We start from the raw sequence: 2,169 nt of genomic DNA, 5'->3' as shown, positions 1-2,169 counted from the left end.
GGCTGAGCCTACGGCAGGCTGCGGGAACTAGGCGGTAGTCGGCGGATTGTTGAGGATGAGGTGCGATCGCTTTTAGAAGCATATAGCGACAGGAAGCGCGAGACAGAAGCAATTGGCTGGTTTGCCGATCGCAAGATTGCCGACGATCCACTAGAATTAACCTCGCGAGTTAATACCAGTCAGGTGATTGGAAATGATACGCCAGAAAGTGATTTTTATGCCTGCAATCGCCCGCTGACTGAATTATTACCAACTTTGAAAGAGCGGATCGATTCTCCACGGGAGACGCTATGCGAACGCATTGTCTTAGTCCATCGATTGCGTGAAGTCGTCGCTCAAGTAGGCTTTACACGCTTCGAGCCAAGTTATGCCGACATCGATGGCGAACTAAATCTCAACGTCCAATCTGCCGCTCTTGCCGCCGAGCCACGGTGGTTTCCAGCGATCGAAAACAAAGGTGAAGGGGTATTTATTTCCTTCAATCCAGCCGCGATCGATATATGGAAAGAAACTGAAGCCGTCATACAACGCGGTAAAGAACTCTTAAATGGTCATCAAACTTGGTTAGCCAGAACGGGACGCAAAGATGAAGATTTTCCCTTTCCAGGGTCACCCTACGTCATGCTCCATTCCCTCTCACACCTGCTCATCACCACAGTATCCCTAGAATGTGGCTATTCCGCCAGTGCGATTAAAGAACGAGTTTATGCCAGCGATAAGTATGGCTATGGTATCTTGCTCTACACGGGTTCGTCTGGCTCCGAGGGCACCCTCGGTGGTTTGGTACAAGTAGGCAAACGGATCGAATCGATCCTCGCCAACGCCCTAGAATTTGGGAGACTCTGCTCGAACGATCCAGTCTGTGCCCAACATAAACCAGCAGAAGCTAATGAAGAGAGATTCCTGCATGGAGCCGCCTGTCACGGCTGTTTGTTGATTGCTGAAACATCCTGCGAAAAGGGGAATGAATTTCTCGTTGGCGAAGCCTCTCCCTGGAGAATCGAGCATTAGTCGTTAACACTGTCGAAAATCAGGGTGCAGCCTTCTTCCCCGACTTTCTATGAGTTCCCCATTTCTCCAACTTAGTCGTCCATCACTCGAAAGTCTACTAAAGACGATCGAATCTGGGCGGATTACCTTCCCTATTTCACCTACTGCGCTAGCTACGATCGCCTCAGCCCAAGTTCAGCCGATTGCTACTGAGTTAAATATGCTCTGGGAGCAGGGGATGAATATCGCTAATCTTGTCTATCTACTGCGATCGATCTTAGCCGAACGCGAGTCCCAACAAACCCAACGCAACTCGTTGGTTGAAAACCTGCCTTCGGCAATCGATCTAGTCTGGACGGGTGATGAGATTTTGGGAGCCAGCGGACGCGATACTAGAGTAGTCGTGCAAGAGCTATTTCGTACCGCCCAGCGATCGGTATTAATTTCTACCTACGCGATCGACAAAGGCGAAAATGCCGCCACTCTCTTTGGTGGACTAGCAGCCAAGATGGATAAGGATTTCCAGCTCCAAGTCAGGCTGTTTCTTAACATCAAAAGGGAATTTAAAGACACTACCCCAACGGCTATTTTAGTCAGGGAATATACCCGCCGCTTTCGGACAGAGATCTGGCCAGGAAAGAGACTTCCAGATGTATTCTACGACCCGCGATTACCTACGGTAGGCTACGCCAACGTTAGAAATAGGGGGTCGCACAAGAGCTTGTCTCCATGCTAAATGCGTAGTCATCGATGAGGAATACCTACTGGTGACTTCGGCGAATTTTACGGAAGCTGCACACGTTGGCGTAGCCTACCGGAGGTAATCGGAATATTGAGGCTGGGGTGATGTTGAGGGATAAGTCCGCAGCGAAGGCTTTGGGCGGTCAGTTTGAGACTTTGGCAGTACGGCAAATTTTGAAGCAATTATCGATCGAGTATTGCGCCCATAATAATTTATGAAATCAATCCTTTTTCTCGAATAATTTCCATTGCTCGATCTTCTCCAATTTTCTGACAAAGAATTTTATAAGCATTAGATTTAATGATTGCGGAAGGATGATCGAGTGCATCTGTCAGGGTTTGGATAGGGAATTCTATGCTTTTTACACGCTCCCATTGTGGATCGGCAGGCACTTGAGGAATGCTCCGACATAGAAATAGATCGGCATTAGATAGTCG

4 protein-coding genes are annotated in these 2,169 nt (G+C 48.5%); 3 read left to right on the top strand and 1 reads right to left on the bottom strand.

Annotation, left to right across the window (positions count from 1 at the left end; all coding sequences use genetic code 11):
* Positions 1–60: 60 nt before the first annotated feature.
* From RMO35_RS23510 to RMO35_RS23500, 3 genes are read left to right on the top strand one after another with little or no spacing between them, the layout of a single operon-like run.
* Complete coding sequence (locus tag RMO35_RS23510) at positions 61–1,011, top strand: DUF1998 domain-containing protein (protein ID WP_309744890.1); 951 nt, start codon at positions 61–63, stop codon at positions 1,009–1,011.
* Between the two features lie 49 nt (positions 1,012–1,060).
* On the top strand, positions 1,061–1,726 hold the full coding sequence (locus RMO35_RS23505; protein WP_309744888.1) for a phospholipase: 666 nt from the start codon (positions 1,061–1,063) through the stop codon (positions 1,724–1,726).
* Positions 1,692–1,814 (top strand): hypothetical protein, encoded by a 123-nt coding sequence (locus RMO35_RS23500; RefSeq protein ID WP_309744892.1) that lies wholly within the window; start codon positions 1,692–1,694, stop codon positions 1,812–1,814. Before RMO35_RS23505 ends, RMO35_RS23500 begins: the two co-directional genes overlap by 35 nt.
* Positions 1,815–1,944: 130 nt before the next feature.
* Here RMO35_RS23500 and RMO35_RS23495 read toward each other — a convergent pair.
* Positions 1,945–2,169 (bottom strand): hypothetical protein (locus RMO35_RS23495; RefSeq protein ID WP_309744886.1); only part of this gene is annotated, 225 nt, incomplete at its 5' end.

Source organism: Chamaesiphon sp. OTE_20_metabat_361 (assembly GCF_031364565.1).
Note: the sequence above shows the minus strand (reverse complement) of the source record. Positions and strands in the feature narration are given on the sequence as shown.